Source organism: Clostridium rectalis (assembly GCF_900626095.1).
Classification (GTDB): domain Bacteria; phylum Bacillota; class Clostridia; order Clostridiales; family Clostridiaceae; genus Clostridium_AS; species Clostridium_AS rectalis.
In genome coordinates, this window is sequence record NZ_UYZZ01000003.1 from 18,482 (window position 1) to 39,890 (window position 21,409).

Here is a 21,409-nt window from a genome sequence, read left to right on the forward strand (position 1 = left end):
AAAATAAAAAAATATGAGGTAAAGTTATCCTTACCTCATATTTTTTTATTCTGTTTTAAAATTCTTAACTTCATCCTTAAGCTTTAATGCCATAGTATTAAGTTCTTCAACTAAAGCATTAATTTGTTCCATCTCCGCATTTTGCTCCTCCGTAGCACCACATACATTTTGTGCCGCCTCGGCTATATTGTCAGATACATTAGCCACATTATCCACTACTGTTAAAAGTTTATTTCTAGAGTCATCTACACTATTTAAACTTCTTGTAATATTATTAATCTTTTCTACTACATTCTCTATAGAAAGATTTATGTCCTTAAATGTGTTTCTTGTATCATTTACTGCATTATTTTGTTCTATAACCACTAGTTCTGATTTTTTTATAGTATTTTTTGCTCTTTCCACATCTTTTTGAATATTAGTTATAATAGCCTTTACATTATTAGTAGACTCGGCTGTACCCTCTGAGAGTTTCCTTACTTCCTCTGCCACTACTGAAAATCCTTTTCCCGCCTCTCCTGCTCTTGCTGCTTCAATAGCTGCATTTAGTGCAAGTAGATTTGTCTGTTCTGATATTGATGTTATAGTTTCAACTATAGATCCTATATTATTTGCTTTCTCACTTAAGGAATTTATAACCTGTGTTACATTTTTTGAAACCTGACTATTTTCTTCATTTTTTTCTTCAAGTTTTTTAATAGTTTCAAAACCTTTGTTAGATATTTCATAAACTTTTTGGGATGATTGTCTACTTTCCTCTATATGAGAAACAACTAAATCTAATTCACTAGAAAGTTCACCTGCGGCTTGTACACCCTCTTTTGCATCTTCTGCTCCTGAATCCGTACTGCTTGCCACATCAGTTATAGTTTTTGCAACTTCGTTTATAGATCCTGAAGTTTGCTGTGTTGAAGCCATTAATGATTCTGAAGACTCTGTAACCACCTCTGTAGCTTTATGTATGTTATTAATTAATGCCTTCATATTTCCAATCATGATGTTAAATGCACTACTTAAAGTTCCTATTTCATCTTTAGATTTATAACCACTGCATACTGTTAGATCTCCTTCAGAGGCCTTTTTGGTTAACTTAGCCAATTCAATTAAAGGTTTTGTAAAGTTATTTGATATAAAATATGTTAAAATTCCAACCAATAATAAAATTAAAACTCCAAAAAGTATTATTTTATTATTTATACTCGTTATCATTATAAAAGCATCTTTTTCATTTTCTACAGTTATTACAGCCCAACTTTGAGATTCTCCAGGAAGCTTTATTCCTTGATAAGCACTAATAATCTTATTTCCACTTGTATCATTGTATTCTGCAACTCCATTCTTACCACCTAAAGCTTCATTTGTTATTAATTTTAATTTTTCTGGAACTTCTATAGTTTTTTTCTCTGTTTTAGGACTGCCATTTTTATCCTTAATTACCTTACCGGACTCATCCCTTACTCTTACAGTTTTTTTAGAACTTTTATAATTATATATCTCACTTACCTGTATTCTATCTGGATGAGCGATAACTGCACCTTCTCCATCTATAATATATGCATATGTTTGTTTATTACTATATTTTTCAACCATTTTTTGAAGTTCATTTAACTTTAAGTCCGCATCCATAACTCCTACCATTTTACCCAAATCGTTTATTATAGGAAAAATAACTGAATTAATAGCTTCACAATCATCATTTACAGTCAAATATGATTTACTTACAAAAGGTTTCTGAGTTGTTATTGATTGTTTAAACCACCATCTATCTCCTCTGTTAGTAAGGTTACCTCTACTCCTTGCTGTTTGATTTCCATTTAAATCTTGTACACAAAACAAATCAAAATATGGATTCCTTTCTATAGTACTTTTTACTGCCTTGGACTGTTTATTCTTGTCAAACTCCTTTAAATTGTCATTATTTACTAATTCTTCTGTAATTAAATAAGCTTTATCCATATAATCCGTAACACCATTGGCTATAGTTTTAGCTAAAACTTTATGATCCTCAAAAATATGATTTTTTAAATTTCTAGTTATATAAAAATTATAAATGAAATTAGATATTATAAATGGTATAGAGACTAATAATACAGCTATAACTATTAATTTTTGTTTTATTGATCTAATTTTAACCCCCTCCTTTTCATATGTTTTAACCTAGTAAAAAATAAAAAAACTCCTTCAAGTGTATAATATATCATTTTTTGGTAAATATCAATAAAATTTGTAAAATATTTTGGATAATTATCATATTTTATCATTGCGATTCTGTATAATTTTACACTTTATTTATTTAGTCGTATAGAAAATATTAAAGTTAACACTACTTTTTATTTTCTTATACCATATCCTCCATAAATAGTTTTAGTATCATTTATTGATATAACAGATCTAACATGAGTTTTTTCTATTATTTTTACAATTTCATTTTTTCTTCTTCTCTTTGCATGAACCATAAGAATATTTTTATTTTCGTTTATACCTTCCGCGGTAATTTTTGTAACACCTACATTTTCCCCTCTTAATGCTTCAGCTAATTTATTACCATCCTTTTCTGAAACAATAACACTAACAGTCAAAAGTCCCAAAGCTAATTTTTCCTCTATAATAGACCCTAAATAGTTCCCACATGCAAACCCTAATGCGTAAATTACCATTCTTATAGGATCATCACTTATTCCTACCAATACCTTATTTATTAAATATAACCATATAAAAACTTCTACAAAACCTATTATAGAACCATATATTTTTTCCCCTCGAGTTATTAAAACAGTTCTTATAGTCATAAGAGATACCTCTAAAATTTTAGCTAAAAAAATAAAAATATAAACTATCATAACCCCACCCCTTTATAAATAATAAAAAATAATAATTTTAGAGAATAACATTTGATATTCTCTAAAATTATTATTTATTCATATACCATATAGAACCATTTAAATAAGCCGCAAAAGTTGACCAAAATAAATACGGTATTAACAAATATGCTGACACTTTATCTATTTTAATAAATTCAACTGTAGTAAGTATTATAAAAACTAGTAATGTTAACAATTCTGCAAAAGATAAACCTTTTAACTTAAGTCTAAAAAATATATATGGCCATAATATGTTAAGAACAAGTTGTACAGAAAAAAATATCATAGCCTTTTTTATTCTTTTCCCCTTTTTACCTAGACATAGTATTCTTACTGCCGAAATTGCAATCAGAGTATATAATATACTCCATACAGGAGCAAATATCCACTGTGGTGGCATAAATGTTGGTTTTTTTATTCTCTTCATAGTTTCCACTAATATCACATCCTTTTTAATATACAATATTAGTTTTAACCACTTATATTATTTAATACTATATTTTATATAAATTTATTAAATCTTTTAGTGCAGCAGCAGCAGCTCCTCTTGTATTTGACGCTCCTCCAATTACACAAATTTCTCCCATAGTATCTGTATTGAATATAATTCCTTTATTACTTCCATCTACACCATATAATAAATTTTCCTTATCTATTAATTCTGGTTTAACCTCTAACTGAATTTCTCCATTATTATAATATGCTCTACTTACCAATTTTATTTTTTTGCCTGTTTTTTTAGCATTAATAATATCTTCTTTTTTTACTTCATTAATTCCTTTTATTTTGATATTTTCAAAACTACTACTACACCCCATAAAACTATTTGCTAATATTAATATTTTACAAGCACTATCTACACCACTTGTGTCCATATTATTATCTTTTTCTGTTATATTTTTAGTCTGAGCTATATTTAATGCTTGCTCATAATTCAAATTTCCCTTTTCCATTTCTGTTAATATATAGTTTGTTGTTCCATTTAATATTCCAACTATAGAACTTACTTTACATCCTGCTAAACAGTAATATCCTATATCCATAGTAGGTAATGCAGCAGCAGTTGCTCCGCTATATTTGATTTTAGTTTTCTTTTTTTTAGCTAAATTCATTATTATATTAAAATTTCTTACTAAAGCTCCTTTAGAAAGAATTACTGTATCCATTCCACTATTTATTGAAGATAATATATGTCTTAATGCAGGATCTCCTGATTCAATATCTCCATAAGTACATTCAACTAATACATCTCCTTCATAAATTGGATAAGTATAAAAAGATTCTTTATTAATTTTTCCATATTCCATTAATCCATCTGAACTGTCTTTACACCCTAATAATAAATCTATATTAATCCCCTCATCCTCAAATATACATACTTTATTTCCTATAATACCACTAAGGATTAGATCCAAATTATATTTCTCTTTAATGTATTCTTTTTTTTCACTGAACAATTTAACGAACTGCTTCCCTACATTTCCATACCCTGATAAAATTATTTTTTTAATCATAGTTATCCCCTTTCCCTCTTAAACTTTATATTATTGTAATCGTTTTTTTGAAAGTTATATGGATATTTACTATTCTTAAGTTACCTTAGTTTTTCATAAACTAAAAAACTTCATAGGTTAAATAACCTATATACCTTTTAAACATTTAATAAATCTTTAAATAAAAATTATTTTAAAATTAAAAACTTTATAAATATAATTATACAAATTTATTATAACATACTAATTTAATTATCAAAATATGTAATATATAAAAAAAAAAGTGAATACATTGCTATAATAGCACATTCACTTTAGCCATACAAATCCTTATAAACTATTTTAAATACTTTTAAGGCTTCCTCTATCTTATTTTTCAACAAATGTTTTCTTTCCCCTAATTCTCTTTTTCCTTCTTCTGTTATAGTATATATCTTTTGCATTTTCTTTTTAGAATTATCCCATCTTCCTTCTACAAATTTAGCCTTCTCAAACTTTTTAAGAAGTGGATATATTCCCCCAGTACTTGGTATCCATAACCCATTAGTTCTTTCACCAATCTGATGTGCTATATCATTGCCATTTGTAGGTCCTAAGTCCAATACGTATAAAACATATAGGGGCAGTAGTCCCTTTGTAAAAACCTGCCCTACTGCTTCTTTTTCCTTTTCAACTTTTTTAAGTTCCGCTAGTTTTCTTTTATAATCATCATATAATCTTTTTTCTTCTGCTTTTGTATCTTCCCCTAAGCTAAAGTTACTCATATTTTTATGGCTCCCTTACTAATACAACTCCTACCAAACCTGGTCCACTATGTACACCAGATACAGGGCTTATTTCTCCTGCAAAACATACATCTTCAACATTTTCATAATTTCTTATGCTATCGCATATTTTTTTACTTTCTTCTAATGCATTTCCATGACAAACATAAATTTTATGTTTAGCATCTTTAATGATATTTTTTATTGTGTTAAGAAGTCTATTGATAGATTGTTTTCTACCTCTTACTTTATCAAAGGTATAATACTTTCCATCATTGGAGTCAACAGCTATTATCGGTTTTATATTAAGTAATTCGCCTATGGTCCCGGAAACTTTACCTATTCTTCCACCTTTTTTTAAATATTCTAAAGTACCAACCACAAAAAACAACTTTGTTCTTTTTTGAATATTAGGTATTTCTTTGATTATTTCTTCAAATTTTTTACCTTCTCGTACCATCTCAGCACACTCTTTGACTATTATACCCTCCCCCATAGATATAGATTTTGAATCGCATATATAAGTTTTTATATTAGGATGATTCTCACTTACTATCTTAAAAGCATTATAAATTCCTGATAACCCAGAAGATAAGGTTACTGCTATTACATGAGTATATCCTTGCTTTTCAAGATTACTTAGCATATCATCCATATCTTTCATGGATGGTAATGATGATGTCGGCACCTCATTTTCTAAATTATCATATACTTCCTTTGGGGTTATATCTAATTTATCCCTATATTCTCTATCTTTATATATTATTCTAAAAGGTAACACCTGAATATTATATTCTTTTATAAACTCCTCTGATAAATCCGAAGTAGTATCTGTTATCATTGCAATCTTCTCCAATTTATTTTCCTCCCTCATCTATTATGTGTTTTTATTAAATATTGTTCCACTTATATATAAATTATATCATTATATTTTTAATTATCAATAGTGATATATATCACTATTGATATGTATCACTATTGATATGTATATACAAAATTAAAGTAGTACCTATTAAAAGTACTACTTTACAATATACTACGTTCTTAATTTAAATTTAAATAAACATCTCGGACAAGTAACTAAAATATTTCCTTTATTCTTTGGTAATCGTAGTTTCTGAGAACAGTTAGGACACTTTGTAACTAAAAAATGTTTTTTAGTATTAAATCTTTGCTTAACACTATTAATTCTTGATTTAACATTATACAAGAAATTGCCACTTCCCAGATTATGAAAATATTCTTTTACCTTTCCTTCAAATCTTTCATAGTAAAACATTTCTTCTGTTCTTTTATTTATATTACGTGACCTAGTTCTTATAAATGAATAAATAACTAAAGCTATCCCTATTATAATTCCATATTTAGTAAATATAAGTGCTACTCCTAATACAAACATAATTTTTGATAATTTATCCCATCCATATATATCATTTGAATAATTCATATTATTCATACTACAATTACCTCCCTGTAATATTAATTTGTATCTATATATTAACATATTTATGCTCCTTTCATTATTAAAGTTTTTTAAACTTTTTGTGCATTATATATGTATCAGTTAGATTGACAAGTATACATAATTTCATTATTCTATATTGATAAGTTCAAAAATGCAATTAAATAAGCTAAGTATCCATATAAAATATTTTTTCTAAACTTATTAAAATAATATATTTAAATCAATTCCATGTATAATAAAAATTTCATAAAAGGAGAATTTTATTATACCAAAAACAAATGTTAGCCAATAGGTTATCCCCTCTGTTAAAGAAGAAAAGGTAAAAAAATATAGAGGATAAAACATATTAATGTTTTATCCTCTATATTTTTAATTATTTAAATTCTACATATACGGATGTTTTTTCCTTTAGTATCTTACCATCTTTTGATTTTATATTATCTACTATTAAACAATACTTACCTGAAAGTGTTGCTGTTTTTTTTGGAGTAACTATAACTTTTTTGTCATCTATTACACACTCTATATCTAATTCATCAAATGTGTTTTCATTTACAAGTTTTATAGTTTCATTATTTATAGTTTTTTTATCTAAATCCATATTAAATTTTATTATGAAATTATTATTCTGTTTATTCTTTACTAATTTATTAAATTTTTTTATATTATTAAAATAAATACTTCTCTCATTTTTTACAAATTCCTTAGTAGTTTTATTAAAACCATTTGAAGTTCCTAAATAAATTTCATTATTTTCAGCTTTATCTACTATATAATTAATACCTTTATAATATTCTTTGTTTGTAACTTTAGTTAAATCTATTAGGAAATACTCATTACCTAATTTCACCTTCAATAATCCTGTTTTATCCTCTTTTTCTTTACCTGAATACAATAGTTTAGCTACTAGCAAAGGGTCCATATCCTTTGTATCTAAATCCGGTATTATTCCAACCTTATGTATAGTACTACCTTTTGGAGAATAAAAACTATGGGTTGTAAGTTTTAATACTCCTCCATCAGAAAGTGGGAAACTACTTTGTTGTATTCCCTTTCCAAAACTTTTTATGCCTATAAAAAATGCTTTATTATAATCTTTTATAGCTGCAGACAATAATTCTGATGCAGAGGCTGTATAATCATTTATTAAAAATATAGTTGGCTTGTCTATTACATAACCATGATTTACACCTTTGTATTCCACAGCATTTCCACCTTTGTCCTTCATAATTATAGCTGTATCTTCTCCTATAAAATTACCAGCAATATTATATGCAGAATTAGTATATCCTCCAGTATTATTTCTTAAATCTATAATATATCTATCAACCTTGTCCTTCACTTCATTTACAGCATCTAAAAATAATTTAGGTGTATCCATACCAAATGTTTGGATTTTTATGTAAGCTATATGGTTATCCAATATATTCCATTGAACAGTAGGCACTTCAATTTTTTTTCTTTCTACAGAAAAAATTAAAATTTCCTTTCCTCTTTTTATAACTAACTTTACTTTTGTTCCTTCTTCACCTTTTAAATATTTTATAGCGTCTTCTAATTTTACTCCTTTAAGTACTTTATCATCAACTTTAGTAATTATATCCCCTTGCTTTATTCCTACTTCTTTAGCTGGAGAATTATCCATTACCATTTTAATTCTAATTCCTTCAATATCCTCCTCATTATATATACCTATACCACAAACTGTATTATTTACCGCATTAGTAAAATCTTTGAAATCTTCCGAACTAAAATATTCAGTATAAGGATCTCCTACCCCTTTTACTATATCCTTTATATTATCTTTTTCTAGTATTTCTTTTGGTACATCTTTTATATAACCATTTCTTATTAAATATCTAACTTGGTCTATTGCAGAATCAGAATTAGTAGATGATGCATGTACTACATTACTGGATATACCACATATAAATGTAAACATTAATGTAAATACAATGCCTAATATCCTATTACCACGTTTGTGTTTCATATTAACCCTCACCTTCCTTTTAATAAAAATTATACCATAAAAATCTTAACATAATAAAATATATTACTTAAGGATTTTTATGGTATGTATTTAAATTAATTATATAATTTCAATATTAAATAATTTATAAGAATTTTAAACAGCTTCATTTTTTTTATTAATGAGTGGGCAACAGAAGATAGTATATATAAATATAAGTAAACTCCCATTTAAAATATTTCTTGTAAAACAAGTAATTTGTTGCTTTAATAGTATACTCAGTAACAAAATAATAATCAATGCTATTAAACTAAATACCAAATATCTGTTTTTCCTTTTTTTATAACCTATTACATTTACTATTATTAAACACATAGCTATAGTTAAACTCATAATTTCACCTCATTTATAAATCTAGTTTTTCTCTTATTAAATAGGAAGTTAAAAGGAAAAATACTATTGCTACAACCACATCTAAAATTATTGAAACAATATATAAATCACCAGTTAAAGATTGAACCTTAAACGAATTTATTGTTATATTTGAATTAAATTTCATTACATTTATAGGTATGGAATAAGGAATTAATCTCTCCAACATTTCAGATAAACTAGATATTCCTAAACATATTCCTATAAATACTATCCATGAACCTAATTTACTAAGCTTCTTTTTCCTCTTAAGTGCCACTTTACTTAATGTTATAGAAAAATAAATAACGCATAAAAACCCTACATATCCTACTATGCTATTAAATATTTTTATTGTGATAAAAATTGGATTTACACTACGTATAGCTCCAATTAAATTTATGGAAATTTTACTTGTTAACATAAAGTAAATAAAAATAAAATTTAAAATTAATATACTTAAAAATTGTATAAAAGCTGTAACTAATTTTGATACAAGCAAACTATTACTAGAAACAGGAAGCGTATATAATAAATATCCTGTGTCATCATTCAATTCTTTACTAAATACTTTTATATTCCAAGAAAAAATTATTACTAAAGATATACCAACGATAGCACAGGATAATAAAATAATTGTTTCCTCTTTCCAAACACCTTTTTTAAATATTAATAGTACATTAGCAGCAATAATAGTTAATATCAATCCTAAAAATTCTTTAAAAGAGCCTTTCATTTCGTATTTAATTAGTTTTGCCATTATTCGAAAACCTCCCTATATATTTCATCTATTGATTTTCTCTCTTTATTTCTCAATTCTTCTGCATTACCGCTTAATATAATACTTCCATCTGAAATAAATAATACCTCATCAAATAATCTTTCTATATCGCTTACAAGATGAGTTGTAATTAAAATAGAACTATTTTCACTATAGTTTTCAACTATAGCATCTAATATTTTTTCTCTTGTAGTTGGATCCACTCCCCCTAACGGTTCATCTAAAATATAAAGTTCTGCATTTCTTGAAAGCACTAATGTTAAATTTAATTTCTCCATCATACCTTTAGATAAACTTGTTACTTTACTTTCCTCATCTAATTTCATAAATTTTAATAAATTTCTTGCCTTTTTCTCATCAAAGTCATTATAAAAATCTTTATAAAATTCTATCGCATCTTTTATTTTCATCCATTTATATAAAAAATTTTTATCCGGTAAATAAGAAACTATAGATTTTGTATCTACACCTGGTGTTTTTCCATCTATTAATATTTCTCCTGAAGATTCTTTTAATACACCTGAAATAATCTTTAATAAAGTTGTTTTTCCACTACCATTAGGACCTAATATTCCTACTATTTTTCCTTTTATAATTTCTAAACTAACTGAATTTAACGCCTTTTTATTCAAATAACTTTTTGTTAAATTGGTAATTTTTAATATACTATCCATTAATTATTTTCCTCCTTTAACTTCTTAGAAATAACCTTTATTATATCTTCATTGGAAAACCCTATTTTCTTCATACCTTCTATAAAAGAATTTACAATATTTGATGCTAAATTGTTTTTCAATTCATCTACCATATTCTCATCCTCCTTCACAAAAGTTCCAGTCCCCCTTTGAGTATAAGTTATCCCCTGTCTTTCTAATTCTTGATAAGCCCTTTGTAAGGTATTAGGGTTAACTCTAAATTTTGTGGCCATTTCTCTAACAGAAGGTAATTTATCTCCTCTATTTAATTTTCCTGATACAATACCTTGTTTTATATAGTCCATTATTTGAATATAAATAGGAGTTTTATCATCAAAGCGTATTCCCATATGTACTATTTCCTCCCTTCCATCGTTCTAGTGTACTATCATTATAATACACTAGGTCATTGTTATCGTCAATAGTTTTTCACATTATATATATATATTTCATAATATAAATATGAAATAACAATAAATAGGAGTTTAAAATGAATATAAAACCAACAATATATAACTTTACCACTGTAAAGGGAATAAGTTTAAATCAGCTTCAGCAGCATTACAAATTATATGAAGGTTACATTAATAAATTAAATGAAATATGGAGTGTACCAAATAATGCACAGGATTTAGGAGAAGGAAATCAAACTTATAGTCCTATGAGGTCTTTAAAACTAGGTGAAACTTTTGCTCTAGACGGTGTAAAACTTCATCAGCTATATTTTGAAAATATTACAAATGGTAATAATACTCCTAATGGAGATATACTACAATTAATAAAAAGAGATTTTATTAATCTAGAAAATTTTAAAGAATACTTTAAAAATGTAGGTCTTGCTGTAAGAGGATGGGCTATTTTAGTTATAGACCCTTTGGATGGTAAATTGCATGTTATTGGTTCAGATGCCCATGATGTTGGAGCCATATGGCTTTCATTCCCACTGCTTATAATGGATGTTTATGAACATGCTTATATGATAGATTTCGGAATAGACAGAAAAAAATATATAGATACTTTTTTTAAAAACATAAATTGGGAAGTAGTAAATAAAAGGTTTAAAACTTATTGTTCCATGACTATGCAAAGATGCACTTATAATACTTATCACCCTTCAATTTTTTATTAAATTTAATAAAAAGTTGCTAACAATATTTGTTGGCAACTTAATTTTTTACGTTTTACTTTATATAAATCCTACTTCATCTTAATGACTTTCTTAAATGCATAGTATATGGTATATTCTTATTATTCTATGGATATAAAGGAGGTAATATAAAATTGATTGTATGTTTAGGAGATAGTTTAACTTATGGGTATGGTGTTCCCCATTATGATTGTTGGGTTAGTATAAGTAAAAACTTTTCTAATACAAAAATTATAAATAAAGGTTTAAACGGTGATACCACCTCTGGTATGCTTTTTAGAATATATGAAACTGCTATTTTATTAAACCCTTCTCATATTTTTGTTATGGGTGGTACCAATGATTTTCTATTAAACCGCCCAGTGGATAAAGTTTTTAGTAATATGAAATGTATTATTAAAGACATTTTTAAACATAAAATTATACCTATAGTAGGGATACAAATTCCAGTTCATAAAGATATGGCTGAAAAATATTGGGAAGCTTCTATAGATTATGATGAAGTTAATAACAAAATACAAATATATAGGGACTTACTTTTAAACTACTGTACAATTAACAACATTAAATTTTTCGATTTCTTTAAACTCTATAAAAATAGCCGTATTTTAAATGATTTACTATATACTGACGGTATACACCCTAGTAAGGAGGGTCATAAAATAATGTCTAAAATAGTTAATTTCTAGCCTATAACCAATATTTTTTTACTTCTCATTTAACAAATTTATATCACAACATTAATACCTTATAATTATCCTTATATTAGTGGTTAATATCCTATACTATTTATATTAAATAGATATTTGGTATTTTACTATATAAGTTAAATATTATATTTTTTTAAGAATTTTTACTAAAACATAAAGATTTAAATCTTTATCTAACAAATAAAAATAACCCATTATTATTAATAATATATTAGGTATTCAACCCCACTATTATACATATATCAATTTTAAGTACCATAGTTCTACATATTAATTTATAGTGTAAGAACATAATTAGCTCTAAAACATCAAAAAATTTTTGATAAATTTTTAACAAAACTATTTAATTTTATTTTAAATCATGTTAAAATGTTCTCGTCGGTATTCTTATGAAACTGAACATTTTAAGTTTAATAAGAAAAGTCTGAATTATATCCTTTTATAGGAATAAGAACGGAGGGTACTTTTATGGAAAGAAAATTAAAACCAATTTCCCAACTTAATACTAGACAAATGGCAGTAGTTGGTATGTTGTCTGCTATATCTATCCTTCTAGGAATAACTAGACTAGGTTTTATACCAATTCCACCTGTTAATGCTACTATAATGCATGTGCCAGTAATAATAGGGGCTATCCTTGAAGGGCCTGTAGTAGGTGGTCTAATCGGTCTTATATTTGGCATATTTAGTGTTATAAACGCTATTATGAATCCAACTCCACTTTCATTTGTTTTTATGAATCCTTTGGTATCAATAATACCTAGAATTATTATAGGTATTATCTCATATTATTCTTATACTTTAATATCATCAAAATTTAAAGTTTTAAGAATAGGTATAGGAGCAGCTATTGGTTCATTATTTAACACTATTGGTGTATTAGGTTCAATGTATTTAATATATATTGAAAGGTATGCTAAGACATTTAATATTAGCTTACCTGCAGCAAAAAAAGCTATTATTGGATTAGGCATAGCTAATGGCATTCCTGAAGCTATACTATCTATTTTAATAACCATTCCTGTAATAATGGCCATAAAAAAAATAAAAAGATAAAACATATGTCTCCTGACAATTGTCAGGAGACTTTAAAATAATTTTAAAAGGTGATTTTTATGGAAGAAATAAATTTTATGGAGATAGATGGGATAAAAGTAGGTCATGCCCAAAGTATAGAAGGTGCCACTGGTTGCACTGTAGTAATTTGCAAAGAAGGAGCTACTGCTGGAGTAGATGTCCGTGGAGGTGCTCCAGGAACTAGAGAAACAGACCTTCTTAACCCAATAAACCTGGTACAAAAAATCCATGCTGTAACTTTATCCGGCGGTAGTGCCTTCGGATTGGATGCATCTAGTGGAGTTATGGAATATTTAGAAGAACATAATATAGGTTTTGATGTATCCGTTACTAAAGTTCCTATAGTATGTTCTGCTGTATTGTTTGACCTACTTATAGGTGACTATAAAATTAGACCTGATAAAGATATGGGATATAAAGCATGTATTAATTCAGAAAATAATATTAAGGACTTTCAAGGTAATGTAGGGGCCGGCATGGGGGCTACCATAGGTAAAATTTTAGGTCCTAATCATTCTATGAAAGGTGGTCTAGGCTCTTACTGTATTAAAATTGGTGATTTGAAAATTGGAGCATTAATTTCAGTAAACTGTTTAGGTGATGTTATTGATCCTACTACAGGAAAAATAATTGCTGGTGCAATAAATAAAAATAAAACTTTTATAAATACAGAACAATTTATGATTTCAAAATATAAGGAAAAGAAAAACCTATTTTCAGGAAATACCACTATAGGTGTAGTTACCACTAATGCAATAGCTACAAAATCTGAAGCTACTAAAATAGCATCCATGGCACATAATGGTTATGGTAGAACTATACGACCAGCTCATTCTATGTTTGATGGAGACACAATATTTACTATGTGCACAGGTAAAATAGAAGCAGATGTAAATGTATTAGGATCTTTGGCAGCTTATGTGGTAGAAAAAGCAATTATTAAAGCAATAAAGAATGCTTCCTCTCTACATGGATATATTTGCATGGAAGATATTAAATAAATTTTATTACAAAAAGCAATTGATAATGAATTATAAAACCCATTATCAATTGCTTTTTACATACTATGCATTAGTAATCACAGCTAAAATAGCATCCTCTTCCTTTGATATCTTAATAGAATCATCTATTTTAAGATCTTTAACTTTTATTTCTTGTCCAAATTCCATTTTACTAACATCTATTTCTATATTATCTGGAATCTGAGCCACAATACCATCAACCTCGATTTCATTTGAATAAACCTGAACATATAGGTCTTTGTTTTGTAATGCTTCTTTTCCTGAAAATGATATAGGAATTGACCACTTAACTTCTTCATCTTTATTTATGGACTGTATATCTATATGAATTATATTACCTGTTGATATCTCTCTTTCAACCTGTTTTATTATTCCTCTCATTTTCTTACCATTTAAATCTAAATTTATTTTTGCTTTTTCTCCTTTAGATTTTAATGTATTCATAAGATTAGTTTTTTGGAAACTAACTAGTAAATTTTCTGTATTTTTACCATATACTATACCTGGAATTAACCCCTTTTTTCTTGAAATTTTCGCCTTTTCCTTTCTTTCTGATGCCATAAGAACTGTTTCCATGTATATACCCTCCTTAGTATTTTATAAAATTTTGTGCTATATATATTTAAAATTATAACATAGTTTTGGAAAGATTATTCATTTTTATAATAAAGTTTACAATTGTTTCACATAAAGCCTGTTCTTTTGTAAGTTCTTTTATGATATGATGTAAAATACAATAGATTTTGAGGTGAATTTTATGAGTAAAGAAAATATTGATAATATAATCAAAAATCAACATATTTTTTTCAATTCAGGTGCAACATTAGATATATCCTTTAGAATAAAGCAATTAAGAAAATTAAAACAATTAATATTATCAAATGAAAATATTATATTTAATGCTCTTTCAAAAGATCTGCATAAATCCAAATTTGAAAGCTATATAAGCGAAATTGGCTTTGTAATAAATGAAATAAATCATACTATAAGCCATTTAAAAAAATGGTGTAGAGTTGAAAAGGTTAAAACTCCATGGATTCATTTTCCAGGTAAAAGTTACATACTTAAGGAACCTTATGGTAATATTTTAATTATAGGCCCCTGGAATTATCCTTTCCATTTAATTTTCGCTCCTATAATAGGTGCTATGTCCGCTGGAAATTGTATAATAATAAAACCATCTGAAATATCTAATAATGTTTCAAAAGTCATTACTAATATCATAAACAAAAACTTTTCTTCATCTTTTATTTACTCATATGAAGGTGGCATAGAAGAAACTAATTTATTATTATCTTATAAATGGGATTATATATTTTTTACTGGCAGTAATACTGTGGGTAAATTAATTATGAAAAAAGCTTCCGAAAATTTAACCCCAGTAACACTAGAACTTGGTGGAAAAAGCCCTTGCATAATAGATGAGAATATAAATATTAAAACAGCAGCTAGAAGATTAATTTGGGGTAAATTTTTTAATTCAGGCCAAACCTGTGTAGCACCAGATTACGCCTTTATACATAAAAATATTTTAAAAGAATTTATTGAAGAATTAAAAATAACTATAAAAGAATTCTATGGTACCCATATTATTTCAAGTACCTATTATGGAAGGATAATAAATAAAAAACATTATATAAGACTTATAAATTATATGAATTATGGTAAAGTTATATTTGGAGGAAAATATAATGAAACTTCTCTTTATATATCTCCTACATTAATAATAAATACACCTTTAGATTCATGTATTATGAATGAAGAAATTTTCGGACCTATACTTCCATTATTTAAATATGACAATTTGTCTTCAGTAGTTCAATTTATAAATAACAAACCAAAGCCTTTATCTTTATACTTTTTTTCTAAAGATAATAAAAAAATAAATTTTGTTTTAAAAAATACATCTTCTGGTAGTGTTTGCATTAATGAAACTTTATCACAAATATCATCACCCTATCTTCCTTTTGGAGGAGTTGGTAATAGTGGCATGGGAAAATATCATGGGAAATATAGTTACGATAGCTTTTCTCATAAAAAATCAGTTATGGAAAAAAACTACTTTTTAGATTTAAAATTAAAATATCCTCCATATAAAACTCCAATAAGTTTTATTAAAAAAATACTATGATATCAAAATTAATAGTTTTTTAATACATTATCATTGTAAAAGCTAGGAATTAATAGTAAAATGATTATAATAGTTTTAGATTTAAAACTTTTTTCTTTATATGTACAATATATAATATGAATACATTAGCTACTAACTAAAAGGAGGTTTAACTATGAAAAAAAGAAATAATTTCATGCTACGTACTGCAATGTTTGCAGCCGCAGTAGGTTTAGGAACCTATATATACAAGAAATTTTCACATAAAAACTACAATAATGAGGAATCTGAAGAAAACTGTGGAATCATTGAAATAGAGGAACTGGACTTTAATAACACAACATCTAATGAGAACACATGTTGTAGTAATAATGATGAAACTGATGATACAGATTTTCAAATTAATTTAGATGAAACAGCTATGGAAGAAAATAATAATGATAATAAATAAAAAGGTGCCAATAAAGCACCTTTTTATTTATTTCCAACAGTCTTTTGACTTCCAGTAGAATTTTCATCTAATTTACTTAGATTATGAATTCTAAGAACAGCTTCTGCAATATTTAAAGAATGGTCTCCTACTCTTTCGAAATTACTTATTATATCTAAATAAATAGCACTTACCCTCGCCTCACAAGCTGAGGAATTCAATCTTTTTATATCATTATCTCTTAAAAGATCTTCTAAGCTGTCTATCTTTTCTTCTATTTCATACACAGATTTTGCTATTCTTACATCATTACGTTGAAAACTCGCCATAGATTTATCTAAAGCATCTATCGTATATTTATAAATTTCATCTATTTCACTCATAGCCTCATTAGAAAAAACTAATCTTTTAGATTTCTTTTCTAAAGCCAAATCTGCTATGTTTTTTGCATGATCTGCAATACGCTCTACATCTTTAACAACATGAAACATTGATGTAACAATATCAACTTGCTGTTTTGATAGTTCTGTATTGGATAGTTTAACTAAATATTTAGTTATCTCTTCTTCTAATAAATCTATTAAGTCCTCATATTCTGCAACTTTTTTTATAGTGTCTTCATTTTCTGTATGTAAAGCTTCCACTGCTAATTTAAAATTATTTTTAGTTTTAGCTGCCATCTCTACTATTTCTTTAGAACATTGTCCTACTGCGATTACAGGTGTCTCTAATAATCTATCATCTATGTATTGAATACCAAGATTTTCATCTTTACCATCACCAGGTATAACTTTATTCACAAACCCAACTAATATTTTTATAAAGGGTGCTTGTATAATAACATTACATACATTAAATAACGTATGTGCATTAGCTATTTGTTTGGCAACATCACTAGGTGAAATACTACTTATTAAAGAAGTAATAGGACTTAAAAGTATTAAAAATATTAATGTTCCTATAGAATTAAAAGTTAAATGAATAATTGCTGCCTTTCTCGCATTTTTATTTGTTCCTATACTAGATAAAAGTGCTGTAGCACAGGTTCCTATATTATCTCCAAAAAGTACAGGTAATGCAACATGTATAGGTAGTAGTCCATTTTTTCCTAATGCAATTAAAATACCGATAGTTGCCGAAGAACTCTGAACAAGTGCTGTAAGAGCCATACCAACTAATACCCCTAAAAAAGGATTGTACGATAATGTAGCAATTAAGCTTTTAAATCCTTCTGATTTAGCAAGTGGTGCCATAGAAGATGACATTGTCTGCATACCAATAAACAAAAGTCCAAAACCTAATACTATATTACCAATTTCTCTACTTTTATTTCCCTTTGAAAACAATACTATTAATGCACCACATCCAACAAACACAGGTGCTGCAGATGTAAGATTTAAAGCTACTAATTGGCCTGTAATAGTTGTTCCAATATTTGCTCCCATTATAACTCCAGCTGCCTGATACAAATCCATCAATCCTGCATTAACAAAACCTACAACCATTACTGTAGTAGCACTACTACTTTGAATAATTGCTGTAACAATAGCTCCAGTTAAAATAGCCTTAAAAGGATTTGAAACTATCTTTTCAAAAAAAATTTTCAGCCTATCTCCAGCTGTGTTTTCCAGTCCATCCCCCATAAGCTTCATTCCATAAAGAAACAATCCAAGTCCCCCAAAAAGACCTATGGTCATAGATAAAACATCCATCTTCAAGCTCCTCTCAATTAAGTTTTTCATATTAATAATACATTAAATTAACTAAAAATACATATATTTTACTTCCAATTAACATACATTTAACATAGAACCTTTTCATATTATTTATATTAGTATGTTCAAATTATTTACTAAACATTGCATTCATTTATAAGTAGTATTTGTTAGATATTGTTGAAAAACTCCATGCACATGCATGGAGTTTTTCAACAATCTAAAATTAAAAGTAATTAGTTTTTCCATATTACTCTATATTTATAAGTTTATATCCGTAATCCTCTATTATTTGCTTTATTTTATTATCAGTTACATCTTCATTAAATTCAGCTTTAGCTGTTTTAGAGCTTAAGCTAACATCTATATTGTTCCCCCCAATTTCCTTTAAAGCCTCTTTTATGTGTTCTACACAATGCATACAACTCATTCCCTCAATAAACATAGTTTTTTTCATTTTTAAAATCTCCTTTCTAAATATAAAACTATTATCTAAAGACTATATTAAGTCACTTAAATCTAATCTAATGGCTTAAAAGTTTTTAATCTTAGTGCATTTAATAAAACTGAAACTGAACTAAAGCTCATAGCCATTGCCGCAATCATAGGATTTAAAAGAGGTCCTCCAAAAATATGAAGTACTCCCATAGCTATTGGTATTCCTATAGTGTTATATCCAAAAGCCCAAAATAAATTTTCTTTAATATTTTTTATTGTTTTTTTACTTAAAAATATAGCTGTTGGTACATCCATTAAGTCACTTTTCATAAGCACAATATCCGCAGATTCTATAGCTACATCTGTTCCTGAACCAATAGCTATTCCAACATCAGATTGTGCAAGAGCTGGTGCATCATTTATACCATCTCCCACCATAGCAACTTTTTTACCCTGACTTTGAAGTTTTTCAATTTCTTTTACCTTATCTTTTGGTAATACTTCTGCAAGTATTTTGTCTATTCCCACTTCACTAGCAATAGCCTGTGCAGTCCTCTTATTATCACCTGTTATCATAAAAACTTCTATTCCCATTTTATGAAGTTTTTCTATAGCTTTTTTACTATTATATTTAACAGTATCCGCTACCGCAATTATTCCTGCTAACTTTTTTTCTATAGATATATACATAGGTGTTTTTCCTTCCTGAGCTAATTTTTCTGATGTATTTTGTATTTGGTTTAAATCTATATCATTTTCCTTCATCAACTTTTTATTTCCTAATAATATTATTTTTCCATCAATGCTAACTTTTATACCCTGACCTAAAATAGCAACAAACTCCTCTACTTCTTTTAACTCTATATTCCTCTCTTTTGCATATTTAACTATCGCCTCTCCTAATGGATGCTCGGATCCTTTTTCACTACTTGCAGCAATTCTTAGCAATTCATTCTTTTCTATATTATTTAAAACTACTATATCTGTAACTTTAGGATTTCCCTCTGTTATTGTTCCTGTTTTGTCAAAAACTATAGTATTTATTCTGTGTGTTGTTTCTAAAGCTTCACCACTCTTTATAAGAACACCATACTCCGCTCCTTTTCCAGTACCTACCATTATAGCTGTTGGTGTAGCTAATCCTAAAGCACATGGGCATGCAATCACAAGTACAGATATAAATATAGTAAGTGAAAACAAATTACTTTCTCCATATACTTTCCAAGCTAGAGAAGATACTATAGCTAAAATTATAACTATAGGTACAAAATATCCTGCTATTATGTCTGCCATTTTTGCAATAGGTGCTTTACTTCCTTGTGCATCTTCAACTAATTTAATTATTTGGGAAAGAGTAGTATCCTTTCCAACCTTAGTAGCTTTATATTTTATATAACCATTTTTATTTATACTACCACCAATAACTTTATCACCTTTGTTTTTCTCAACAGGTATACTTTCTCCTGTAAGCATAGATTCATCTATAGCAGTATTTCCATCTATAATTTCTCCATCTACTGGTAATTTTTCACCAGGTTTTACAATCACTATATCCTTAACCTGCACTTTATCTATAGATAGTTCTATTTCTTTTTCACCTCTTATTATATGAGCTGTTTTAGGGGTTAATCCCATTAATTTTTTTATAGCCTCGGATGTCTTCCCTTTAGTTACTGACTCTAAATATTTACCTAAGGTTATTAAAGTTAATATCACAGCAGCAGACTCAAAATATAAATTAAAAACATAATGTACTTCTCCTAGTAAAATTTTATATATAGCAAAAATACCATATAAAACTGCGGCTGATGTTCCAATTGCTATTAAAGAATCCATATTAGGTTCTTTTTTTAAAAGTAGTCTAAACCCCACTTTATAAAATTTATTCCCCATAATCACAACAGGTAATGTAAGTATTAGTTGTATTAATGCAAAATTTTTAGGATTAATCATAGGATCTATAGTATCTGGCATATCAAGTCCCATCATATGCCCCATAGATACTATAAGTAATGGCACTGTAAATATAGCGGAAATCAAAAACCTTTTCCACATAATTTTTATTTCTTTTTCCTTTCTTTTACCATGCACATCTACTGTAATTTCTTCTACAATCTTGTAACCAGCTTTCTCTATAGATTTTTTCACTTCTAATATTTTATCATTCTCTAGTGTTACACTGAGCAATTCAGTGGCGAAATTTACATTAGCCTCTAAAACACCATCTACTTTCATACATGCTCTTTCTACTGCTTTAGCACAAGCTGCACATGTCATCCCCTCAATATTAAGAATTTCTTTTTTCATATATTTCCTCCTAC

General features: G+C 27.3%; 21 protein-coding genes. 6 read left to right on the top strand and 15 right to left on the bottom strand.

What is annotated here, in order from left to right:
- Nucleotides 1–45: 45 nt before the first annotated feature.
- The 11 genes from EJL03_RS05375 to EJL03_RS05425 all read right to left on the bottom strand — a co-directional run bounded on the left by EJL03_RS05375 (nt 46) and on the right by EJL03_RS05425 (nt 10,789).
- On the bottom strand, nt 46–2,127 hold the full coding sequence (locus EJL03_RS05375; RefSeq protein WP_341472416.1) for a methyl-accepting chemotaxis protein: 2,082 nt from the start codon (nt 2,125–2,127) through the stop codon (nt 46–48).
- A gap of 203 nt (nt 2,128–2,330) precedes the next feature.
- Nucleotides 2,331–2,840, bottom strand: coding sequence for a DUF2179 domain-containing protein (locus tag EJL03_RS05380; protein ID WP_125152945.1), 510 nt, complete (start codon nt 2,838–2,840; stop codon nt 2,331–2,333).
- A 70-nt stretch (nt 2,841–2,910) separates the two neighbouring features.
- Complete coding sequence (locus tag EJL03_RS05385) at nt 2,911–3,288, bottom strand: TspO/MBR family protein (protein ID WP_243108669.1); 378 nt, start codon at nt 3,286–3,288, stop codon at nt 2,911–2,913.
- A 67-nt stretch (nt 3,289–3,355) separates the two neighbouring features.
- A complete protein-coding gene (locus EJL03_RS05390; RefSeq protein ID WP_125152947.1) occupies nt 3,356–4,375 on the bottom strand; it encodes a homoserine dehydrogenase in 1,020 nt (339 codons plus the stop codon).
- 293 nt (nt 4,376–4,668) lie between these two features.
- Nucleotides 4,669–5,118: a PadR family transcriptional regulator gene (locus EJL03_RS05395; RefSeq protein ID WP_125152948.1), complete on the bottom strand. Its 450-nt coding sequence runs from the start codon at nt 5,116–5,118 to the stop codon at nt 4,669–4,671.
- A gap of 4 nt (nt 5,119–5,122) precedes the next feature.
- Nucleotides 5,123–5,974 carry a DegV family protein gene (locus EJL03_RS05400; RefSeq protein ID WP_125152949.1) on the bottom strand — a complete coding sequence of 284 codons (852 nt, stop codon included), beginning with the start codon at nt 5,972–5,974 and terminating at the stop codon, nt 5,123–5,125.
- Nucleotides 5,975–6,154: 180 nt separating this feature from the next.
- Entirely contained in the window at nt 6,155–6,574 is a 420-nt protein-coding gene (locus tag EJL03_RS05405; protein ID WP_125152950.1) for a MotA/TolQ/ExbB proton channel family protein, read from the bottom strand.
- A 382-nt stretch (nt 6,575–6,956) separates the two neighbouring features.
- Nucleotides 6,957–8,573: a S41 family peptidase gene (locus tag EJL03_RS05410; protein WP_125152951.1), complete on the bottom strand. Its 1,617-nt coding sequence runs from the start codon at nt 8,571–8,573 to the stop codon at nt 6,957–6,959.
- Between the two features lie 385 nt (nt 8,574–8,958).
- On the bottom strand, nt 8,959–9,723 hold the full coding sequence (locus EJL03_RS05415) for a hypothetical protein (RefSeq protein WP_125152952.1): 765 nt from the start codon (nt 9,721–9,723) through the stop codon (nt 8,959–8,961).
- Nucleotides 9,723–10,418 carry an ABC transporter ATP-binding protein gene (locus EJL03_RS05420; protein WP_125152953.1) on the bottom strand — a complete coding sequence of 232 codons (696 nt, stop codon included), beginning with the start codon at nt 10,416–10,418 and terminating at the stop codon, nt 9,723–9,725. Before EJL03_RS05420 ends, EJL03_RS05415 begins: the two co-directional genes overlap by 1 nt.
- Nucleotides 10,418–10,789, bottom strand: a complete 372-nt coding sequence (locus tag EJL03_RS05425) for a GntR family transcriptional regulator (RefSeq protein WP_125152954.1) — start codon at nt 10,787–10,789, stop codon at nt 10,418–10,420. The genes EJL03_RS05420 and EJL03_RS05425 overlap by 1 nt, the downstream gene beginning before the upstream one ends.
- A 140-nt stretch (nt 10,790–10,929) precedes the next feature.
- Between EJL03_RS05425 and EJL03_RS05430 the strand changes: the two genes are divergently transcribed.
- From EJL03_RS05430 to EJL03_RS05445, 4 genes are all read left to right on the top strand, one after another.
- Nucleotides 10,930–11,568 carry a superoxide dismutase gene (locus tag EJL03_RS05430; RefSeq protein ID WP_125152955.1) on the top strand — a complete coding sequence of 213 codons (639 nt, stop codon included), beginning with the start codon at nt 10,930–10,932 and terminating at the stop codon, nt 11,566–11,568.
- A 152-nt stretch (nt 11,569–11,720) separates the two neighbouring features.
- Nucleotides 11,721–12,275, top strand: a complete 555-nt coding sequence (locus EJL03_RS05435; RefSeq protein ID WP_164509005.1) for a GDSL-type esterase/lipase family protein — start codon at nt 11,721–11,723, stop codon at nt 12,273–12,275.
- Between the two features lie 489 nt (nt 12,276–12,764).
- Entirely contained in the window at nt 12,765–13,352 is a 588-nt protein-coding gene (locus tag EJL03_RS05440) for an ECF transporter S component (RefSeq protein WP_125152957.1), read from the top strand.
- 59 nt (nt 13,353–13,411) lie between these two features.
- Nucleotides 13,412–14,374 (top strand): P1 family peptidase, encoded by a 963-nt coding sequence (locus EJL03_RS05445; protein WP_125152958.1) that lies wholly within the window; start codon nt 13,412–13,414, stop codon nt 14,372–14,374.
- A gap of 63 nt (nt 14,375–14,437) precedes the next feature.
- On the opposite strand, the gene EJL03_RS05450 is transcribed toward EJL03_RS05445, so the two are convergent.
- Nucleotides 14,438–14,971: a 50S ribosomal protein L25 gene (locus EJL03_RS05450; RefSeq protein WP_125152959.1), complete on the bottom strand. Its 534-nt coding sequence runs from the start codon at nt 14,969–14,971 to the stop codon at nt 14,438–14,440.
- Between the two features lie 181 nt (nt 14,972–15,152).
- Between EJL03_RS05450 and EJL03_RS05455 the strand changes: the two genes are divergently transcribed.
- Nucleotides 15,153–16,526, top strand: a complete 1,374-nt coding sequence (locus tag EJL03_RS05455; RefSeq protein ID WP_125152960.1) for an aldehyde dehydrogenase — start codon at nt 15,153–15,155, stop codon at nt 16,524–16,526.
- 154 nt (nt 16,527–16,680) lie between these two features.
- Nucleotides 16,681–16,956: a hypothetical protein gene (locus EJL03_RS05460; RefSeq protein ID WP_125152961.1), complete on the top strand. Its 276-nt coding sequence runs from the start codon at nt 16,681–16,683 to the stop codon at nt 16,954–16,956.
- 23 nt (nt 16,957–16,979) lie between these two features.
- Here EJL03_RS05460 and EJL03_RS05465 read toward each other — a convergent pair whose 3' ends face one another.
- The 3 genes from EJL03_RS05465 to EJL03_RS05475 form a co-directional block, all read right to left on the bottom strand.
- Nucleotides 16,980–18,647, bottom strand: a complete 1,668-nt coding sequence (locus EJL03_RS05465; protein ID WP_125152962.1) for a Na/Pi cotransporter family protein — start codon at nt 18,645–18,647, stop codon at nt 16,980–16,982.
- Nucleotides 18,648–18,900: 253 nt separating this feature from the next.
- Nucleotides 18,901–19,107 (bottom strand): heavy-metal-associated domain-containing protein, encoded by a 207-nt coding sequence (locus EJL03_RS05470; RefSeq protein ID WP_125152963.1) that lies wholly within the window; start codon nt 19,105–19,107, stop codon nt 18,901–18,903.
- A 62-nt stretch (nt 19,108–19,169) separates the two neighbouring features.
- Nucleotides 19,170–21,395, bottom strand: a complete 2,226-nt coding sequence (locus EJL03_RS05475) for a heavy metal translocating P-type ATPase (protein ID WP_125152964.1) — start codon at nt 21,393–21,395, stop codon at nt 19,170–19,172.
- Nucleotides 21,396–21,409 lie beyond the last annotated feature (14 nt).